Consider the following 7,958-nt stretch of genomic DNA (forward strand, 5'->3'; position numbering starts at 1 on the left):
CATCCCGATGGAGCTGACATCAGTCAGTGACTCGGGTAAGTGAGAGCAGCCAACACACCTGCAACTTGAAAGATGACGGGGATTACCACCATTGATGGAAATGGTGCACCGGCCCGATCCCCTGCCCCACCTCGAGTGTGTCGGCTTGTTCCAGTGCCCCTTGCAGATAATCTTTAGCGACACTCAGGGTGGCAGCCCAATTCGCGTGCCGTGGCCGCAATGCCGCCAGTGCGGCCGATAAGGTGCAACCGGTGCCGTGGGTATGGCGGGTATTAATCCGCCGAGTCACAAAGCGCTGCTCACTCTGCGCGGTAAACAACCAATCGGGGCTTTCTTCGCCACTCAAATGCCCCCCTTTCATCAATACCCCCTGACAGCCAAGAGCTAATAATGCTCGCCCTTGTTCACACATTTCTTGTTCATTATGCGCGGGCTGGCAATCAAGCAGTGCTGCGGCTTCCGGCAAATTTGGTGTAATCAAAGCAACTTGTGGGAGCAGCAAGCGGCGCACCGCATCAACGGCCTCTGGTGCGAGTAACGGGTCCCCACTTTTGGCAACCATCACGGTATCTAATACTACAAATGGAATGGGATAACGGAGCAGCTGCGTAGCAACAATATCGACAATTTCCGCATTTGCCAGCATGCCAATTTTGGCACTATCGATACGCACATCACTGAGAACAGAATCTAGTTGAGCAGCAACAAAAGCGGGTTCGATGGGATAGACCGACTGCACACCACGGGTGTTTTGCGCCACTAAAGCGGTAATAACACTGGTGCCGTAGGCTTGTAATGCAGAAAAGGTTTTCAGATCAGCCTGGATACCGGCACCGCCGCTTGGGTCAGTTCCGGCAATAGTTAACACATTGATACGCTTCATTAATATACTTCCCTACGCTGGCATAATCCAGATCAGGTAATACGGGTAATATCTCAGCCATTCCACTATATTTGTGGCAGGCACCCCGAGTCAGAATTGTTATTATCACGGGCGGGTGATAGAAGGTCAATCATGCGTTTACCAAACCAATGACCAATCCACCAGACGTTGAGGTATACCCGAAGAATGAGTGTCGAAATTCGTCAGTATCAGGAAAGTGACCGGCCATTTTTGCGCGCCTTATATTTGGTATCACGCCGGGCAGCTTTTAGCTGGTTGGATGGCGAGCGTTTTCATTTGGAGGACTTTGACCACGCTACTCTCGAGGAAACTATTCTGGTCGCCATTGACGGCGATAAACATGTAGGTTTTGCTTCAATATTTATGGCCGATAACTTTCTGCATAATTTATTTGTGGCTCCTAACATTCAGCAGCCTGGGGTGGGTAAAGCTTTATTGCTAACGGCGCAAAGTCTGTTTACCGGTCAGGGTTCATTAAAATGCCTGGAAAAAAACCAGCAAGCACTGGCGTTTTATCGAAAACATGGCTGGGTGGATATTGCTACGGGGAAAAGCAATGACGGCAACTATATATTAATGCATTGGAATAATGAAAAGGTTAAATAAGATTAATATCGACAATATAAAATGAAATTTTAAATAAGGTGAAATACTGATTAACATACAGTGGGCTATTTGCCCACATTAGGTCATGGTATAGTTAAATTCAAATTTCATTTTAATTAAATCAATTAATGGGAACTATGCTGACTATACCTGTAACTTCAATTTCATTCTCAGGGCACCCCACAGAAGTTAGTAACGCTTTATCGGGAACAAATAGTGTAAAACAGAGAGTAGGCACTAGAGATGAAGCAATACACTATATTAAGACATTAACCCATAATCAATATGGCGAACAATTTGAAGAGGGAAACACAATTGGAAGCTTACGTGGTAAAACAGAAATCCCACTAAGAACGATTGAACTGGAAAATGGTGAAAAACAATACTTTGCCACAGCCAACATGGACCCAAGAAGATGTTTTCACATAGAAAAAAACCATAGTAATAAATGGAATATGAATGATTTATATATTGATGATTATAATAGCCACCAAGTGGTTTTTATTTTCAGCTCTGAGTTCTCTTCGGATATTTTCCCCATTGGTATGAATCTCTCTACCGAGGAAATAGAGGAAATTGGCAATGTTAGTTATGTATACTGTAACCAGAACATTAAATTCCCTTTGCATAAATCGCGGTTTGACGACAATGAAATAGCACAAAAATCCGAAATGATAAATATAACCATCAATGAAAGAAGACCAGAACTAATACAGTTGTTAAAAAATTGCACATCCAGAAATATCGATTGTTCTAGTAGTGACGCTGTAGAACTGTGCGAAAAATTCCCTCATCTTTTTGACAGCATAAACAAGATAACACCAGAATTACAAATCAATGCACTCAAGCTGGCAAATGAGATTGAGAAATATAATAGTTAAATAAGTCAATAAAGGGAACTGAGTTCCCTTTATTTTATATTCTATTCTCCACGTAATGCTTTAACATCATCGGCTTTGATATTCAGTGTGGGTTGCCCAAACTGCTGCAATAGATAATGACTCAAGCTGACAACCTGCTCATCAGTTAATGTGTGGGCAAAACCGGGCATAAAGACCTCGCCATCATTGGTTTTGCGCGACACACCATGGAGAATGACATTAATCAGGTTATTTTGCGCAGATGCCCCGACCACCGAATTCTTCATCAATGATGGGTAATAACCGTCTTTCACGCCCTCGCCGGTAAAACTGTGGCAACTGGCACAGTTCCCCAAATATAAGCGCGCGCCGTCAGTGTTATTGTTCCCCGTAACAGTATCCGCCGTAAAAGGTACGCCACGTAAGGTATTAACACTGGTCGCCGACTGCCCCCAATCCGAACGGCTCTTAGTTTCGTCATTTGGATTTAATGGTTTCAGAGTGCGCAGATACACCGCCATGGCATTCAGATCACTGTCAGTCAGATGTCGAGTGCTGTTTTCAATCACTTCCGCCATCGGCCCAGCCGCTTGTGCTTTACCGTCGACATGACCGCTGCGCAGATATTGCACCACCTGCTGCTGACTCCAGCCCCCAATCCCGGCATGCGGGTCTGAGGTAATATTGAATGCCGTCCAGCCATCAATATCAGCACCGGCATAAGCTTTACTGTCTTTCATTCCCATGGTGATATTGCGCGGAGTATGACATTCACCACAATGCCCCAGCGCCTCAACAAAATAAGCCCCCTGATTCCATTGTGCATCTTTGCTGGTATCGGGCTGGAAGCGCTGCCCCTCAAAATTCACCAGATTCCAGAACCACAGCCCCCAGCGCTGATTGAATGGGAACGGCATGTCATTCTCGCGATTCGGCTGATGCACTGCCGGTAAGCTGAACAAATAAGCTTTAATGGCTTTAACATCATCATCAGTCAGCAAGGTATAAGAGGTGTAAGGGAAAGCAGGATAGAGATTCTCGCCATTTTTGCCTTTCCCTTCATGCAGTGCACGCAAAAACTCTTCGTCCGTCCAACCGCCAATTCCGGTTTCTTTATCGGGGGTGATATTCGGCGAATATAAGGTGCCCATCGGGGTTTTAAAGGCCAATCCACCGGCAAAGGGTTTGCCATCTTTAGTGGTGTGGCACGCCACACAGTCCGCGGCTTTGGTCAGATACTCACCACGTGCAATCAGGTTAGCATCTGCACTGGCATATTCAGTTGCAGCGAATCCTAATGCTATAAACAAGAATTTCACTGAGTGGCCCAGGGTTGGTTTTTTCATTTTACACCTCGGCCTTTAAAGTTTCAGCGATACGCAGAGAGAGCGCGGCAATCGTCAAAGTACAGTTCACTGAACCGACAGTGGGCATCACACTGCTGCTGGCGATAAACAAATTTTTGTGGTCATGGGTGCGGCAATCACTGTCCACCACTGAATCTTTGGGGTCATTGCCCATAATGGTGGTGCCAGTAATATGGTTATTATTGGCAAAGTTGTTGTGGAACTGCACTTCAGTGCCGCCCATCAATCTGGCGGCCTCGGCATAGACTTGCTGAGTATGCACGGCACTTTTGCGCACATAATCATCCATTGCATAGTAAAATTCCGGCTTCGGAATGCCAATGGCGTCTTTCTCTGTCGGGCTGGGAATAATACGATTTTCCACATGCGGCAGGATTTCATGGAAACTGTCGAATTGTACAAAACGCGCCGCCCGATCGCGGATTTTGGCGTCAAGCTGCGGCCCGAGTTGTAATTCCCCTTGCTTGAGCAACTCAATGGTGACTTGGTCTGTGCGGGACAAATTAGATAAATGAATCTTTTTCGCCGCATATTCAGCACGGAATGCGCCATCGCGGAACCCAATCAAAGAGGTCATTTCCTGCGGGCCACGCCCCGGCCAGAGCGGCTCACTAGCCATAAAGGTGACGCCAGTTCCGGGGTGGTCCATCAGATTGCGCCCGACCATATCGGAGCTATTCCCGACACCGAGTGGATTTTTATCATTGATGGACATCAGCATCAGTTTCGGCGTTTCAATGCCATTGGCTGCCAACACAAAATACTTGCCTTCAGCGCGGTGCTCATTACCCTGCGCATCCTTAAACAAGGCGGCGGTAATTTGCTGCTGAACATTCACTTCCAGTTTATAAACCACGGCTTGTGGGCGAATAATTGCTCCCGCCAACTCGGCTTTTTCAACATGAGTAATGGCGTTATACATCGCCCCTATCGGGCAAATTGGCATACAGTTATTGTTGCCGCAGCAAGTGGGGCGGCCATCATAAGGGCGACTGTTGCGCGCCACAGGCTCGGTCACAACATCAAAGTTACTGCCATTAAAAGTGTGGCTATTGAGCACGGTTTTAATGCGCTGTTCATTCCACGATAGCGGCAGCGGTGCCATCGGGTAAGGTGCACTGCGCGGAGAGCCAAGATCTTCATCACTCGGCCCCCAAACACCGAGTTCCTGCTCTGCGCGTAAATACCATTTTTCCAGCGCAGCATAATCAATCGGCCAATCGCGCCCGACGCCATAGATTGTTTTTAGCTTGAAATCATTCGGCAGGAAACGCCAGGCCGATGCCGCCCAGTGCCAGGTGGTGCCCCCTACAGCGCGAATATATTGTACATCGTAGGGGTGTTCACCCTTTTGAATCAAATAGTTATTATTAGGGTTAGATTCTGGATGGGGGGCATAAGATGTTGAGGGGTAAGGTGCCATGTTGTCTGATTTGTCGGGCTGATTGCGGAAGTTTTCCACAATTTCCCAGCGCGAAAGGCGCGGCCCCGCTTCTAAAACTAATACTGACTTGCCAGCCATCGCCAATTGATGCGCGACTAAACCGCCAGCAACGCCCGAGCCAATGACGACGATATCCGCCTTGAGTGTGTCAGCCATAAATGTATCCTCCAAAATTATAAGGCGACATCAGGCTTTGCAGCCCAGTATCCGGGTTTATTCGGGCAATAAGAGCGAATAACCAACACATCGGATACCGCATCGAACATTAATGCATTTTCATAACTGATGACTGCCGCACCAGTTCCTTCACCAATTACCCCCACATACCAACCTTGCAAAATCTGCCGGGCAATCTGTTGTTGTAATGGCGACCATTGCTGAGGTTCACCGCCCGGCAAAGGTTGTAATAAGGCCAGTTTCTGGTCAAAACCACCGATTTTACCGAGTAAAACCTGATAGAGGCGCTGACCAACTTGCGCATTAAGTTGGCGCTTGCCAGTCAGTGCGCGGGAGACCAACATGAATCTTTCAAAGTGCTGCGGCGAGGTTTGAGTTGATGCTGCGAAAGCATCTAAAGAGAGCGGATTCATCAGGCTGCTGACCAGCCCGACACCGACATACCCAAGTAAACGTCGACGTGAAATGCCGCGTAGCTGAGGTATCGGAGAGCGAGTTACCGACATGTTTTTTCTCCACAAAAGAGCATGCACGCAGTGTTCATCTGTTGATCATGCGGTTAATCGGCATGGTCAATAGACACGGGTGACTGCGGGCTAAACCACCGAGCAAAACACTCTCAGCAGTGGCAATCTTGACGAATAATGAATGGAATTCCCGCCTTATGGCGATGTGAATTATAAGATGAGGATGTTAAACATTTAGTTTAGTTGTAAAGATTCGTCAAGATTATACCCCTCTTAATGAGAGGGTAAAGTTAAATGTGACGCAAGTCACATTTTGTAACTATGATGCTGAATTATTACCCCTTTCGATTAATACATCGATGCGATTAAGGACATACGCAGCCTGATGCCAAATTTTGGTGTATTCCTCTGAGTTGTAAGTTTGTAAAAACGCCACTAACAGCGCTTTTGTTTGTTCCAATGCCGCTTTATCAGCTGGCTGGCTGCTATTTTTTTCAAATAAATCCTCTAGTGCTTCAATTTTTTGCAGGGAAACCGCCAATTCATCCGTCCATCCGTCGATCGGTAAGCTATCGGCTATTTGCGACAGCAGCCAGGGAATATAGCCGCGGCTGAGGCTGATATTCTGTACGTAATAATCCGTTGAAGACCAGGAGGTATCTCGCCCCCCGCATTGACCGCCAGTTTTATTGTGTATGGCTCTCAATTCACACATACTCTTTTCCATATCCAAAACATATCCTAATTCCTGGCTACTCATAAATATCGCACCCTGCGGATTTCGCTCATTAAAATTAACAGCATGAGCAATACGCGCGCCTAATTCAGGGCCAATTAATTCACCACGATAATCCATTCTCTGTGGGGTTTCATTGGTATAAAAATGCAGGACTTTATTTTCATGCCCATTCACTAAATAGAGAAGCTGATTATCTGCTATAAAATTCCACTGCTGATTATAGCGATTATAGGCAATACCATTATCACAACGATAGCCAATGGAGTTGTCGCTATAACTACTGCGGCTATAGGTAAAATTGATCGGGAAATACTGACCAATAGGATTATTCACCAATGAAAGACATGATGATTCTATTAACATACGTTCAGCATCCGATTTATTATAAGCAATTAAAGCCTTGGTCTCAGCGTTATAATAAAGATGCATTCCTATTTTATCCCCGCCTAAATACATATTAACATCATCAGTCTTGTTCAAATGATTAACAACAACATCCCGACAACCCACCTCATTTAATGACTCCAATGTCTCTTTATATTGTAAAAAAGGTCTTACCGCCGATGATTTCATTTCATCAATATATCCCTCATCAAACCATATTGTATTATTGTTAATTTCAATTTCAGAGTCATAATTCTGCACCCCTCGACCAAACAGGCGGTTAGATAATACTGGACTATTTTTTAAATTAATATAAAACCCTTCATCATCCAGTGACAAGGCCGTGTTTGTCCCCTGATTAACTAATACTGTTTTCCCCGCTATTTTTTGCGGAAACCACCTCTGCCCTGAATTGCCAAAGTCACAATAACTAAATGTCACATTAGCCTCTAAATTACTACTCCTTTGCTCTGCTGGAAGCAAACAATAGAGGTTTCGATCAAAGCCTTGCCCGGGAAAGGCGGTCATGATCTGCCCGGTATGACTGTAAAATATAGAAGAGCTCTGGCTGCCAACATCCGAGGGCTGGCTTTTTCGACTTAAAATAATACTGTGCCCACGGCTCAAATAATAATTGTAGCCAATATACTTTTCTGAGAACAACTTAGAGTGATAGTTAAAGATAATTCGTTTATTACTTGGATATAAACTTTTCGGAAATACACGATAAGAACTGATATCAGAGGTCAGCCCATTTTTTTCTAATTCAGCAGCATTGGTATTTTTATAAAGTGAAACTGATTTCCCGGAAAATGAAAAATCGCTAAAAATATCAACCTTAAAATTTAACGGTATCTTAATAGATGAAATATTATTATTCCACTGACTAAACAGCCATTCATCTTCAGTATAGGAAGGTACACAAAATCTTTTAGAGTCGCCTTTTTCAATATAATTATCGCCAGAATAAAAACAAACATTATCATCATCAAAACTATTGGATATTGCAC

At 45.0% G+C, this 7,958-nt stretch carries 7 protein-coding genes and 1 riboswitch; of the genes, 2 read left to right on the forward strand and 5 right to left on the reverse strand.

Going from position 1 to position 7,958, the window contains the following annotated elements; genetic code table 11:
• Positions 1–82: 82 nt before the first annotated feature.
• The gene (gene thiD, locus FTA91_RS10445) at positions 83–883 is read right to left on the reverse strand and encodes a bifunctional hydroxymethylpyrimidine kinase/phosphomethylpyrimidine kinase (RefSeq protein ID WP_050113309.1); all 801 of its coding nucleotides are present in this window, start codon (positions 881–883) and stop codon (positions 83–85) included.
• Positions 876–981, reverse strand: a riboswitch (TPP riboswitch). It overlaps the preceding gene by 8 nt.
• A gap of 88 nt (positions 982–1,069) precedes the next feature.
• Here thiD and FTA91_RS10450 point away from each other — a divergent pair.
• Entirely contained in the window at positions 1,070–1,510 is a 441-nt protein-coding gene (locus FTA91_RS10450; RefSeq protein WP_050113308.1) for a GNAT family N-acetyltransferase, read from the forward strand.
• A gap of 137 nt (positions 1,511–1,647) precedes the next feature.
• Complete coding sequence (locus FTA91_RS10455; protein WP_235896843.1) at positions 1,648–2,391, forward strand: hypothetical protein; 744 nt, start codon at positions 1,648–1,650, stop codon at positions 2,389–2,391.
• Between the two features lie 41 nt (positions 2,392–2,432).
• On the opposite strand, the gene FTA91_RS10460 is transcribed toward FTA91_RS10455, so the two are convergent.
• The 4 genes from FTA91_RS10460 to FTA91_RS10475 form a co-directional block, all read right to left on the reverse strand.
• Positions 2,433–3,716, reverse strand: coding sequence for a cytochrome c (locus FTA91_RS10460; protein WP_174634789.1), 1,284 nt, complete (start codon positions 3,714–3,716; stop codon positions 2,433–2,435).
• A gap of 1 nt (position 3,717) precedes the next feature.
• Positions 3,718–5,337, reverse strand: coding sequence for a GMC family oxidoreductase (locus FTA91_RS10465; RefSeq protein ID WP_050113306.1), 1,620 nt, complete (start codon positions 5,335–5,337; stop codon positions 3,718–3,720).
• 17 nt (positions 5,338–5,354) lie between these two features.
• The gene (locus FTA91_RS10470; RefSeq protein ID WP_145583287.1) at positions 5,355–5,864 is read right to left on the reverse strand and encodes a sugar dehydrogenase complex small subunit; all 510 of its coding nucleotides are present in this window, start codon (positions 5,862–5,864) and stop codon (positions 5,355–5,357) included.
• 280 nt (positions 5,865–6,144) lie between these two features.
• The coding region (locus tag FTA91_RS10475) for a hypothetical protein (RefSeq protein ID WP_235896844.1) at positions 6,145–7,958 on the reverse strand (1,814 nt) is incomplete at its 5' end.

This window comes from Yersinia thracica (genome assembly GCF_902170565.1).
GTDB classification, from domain to species: domain Bacteria; phylum Pseudomonadota; class Gammaproteobacteria; order Enterobacterales; family Enterobacteriaceae; genus Yersinia; species Yersinia thracica.

Excerpts from the sequence above, each read along its gene's own strand:
- thiD (WP_050113309.1), bottom strand. The coding sequence starts at position 883 with ATGAAGCGTATCAATGTGTTAACTATTGCCGGAACTGACCCAAGCGGC.
- FTA91_RS10450 (WP_050113308.1), top strand. The coding sequence starts at position 1,070 with ATGAGTGTCGAAATTCGTCAGTATCAGGAAAGTGACCGGCCATTTTTG.
- FTA91_RS10455 (WP_235896843.1), top strand. The coding sequence starts at position 1,648 with ATGCTGACTATACCTGTAACTTCAATTTCATTCTCAGGGCACCCCACA.
- FTA91_RS10460 (WP_174634789.1), bottom strand. The coding sequence starts at position 3,716 with ATGAAAAAACCAACCCTGGGCCACTCAGTGAAATTCTTGTTTATAGCA.
- FTA91_RS10465 (WP_050113306.1), bottom strand. The coding sequence starts at position 5,337 with ATGGCTGACACACTCAAGGCGGATATCGTCGTCATTGGCTCGGGCGTT.
- FTA91_RS10470 (WP_145583287.1), bottom strand. The coding sequence starts at position 5,864 with ATGTCGGTAACTCGCTCTCCGATACCTCAGCTACGCGGCATTTCACGT.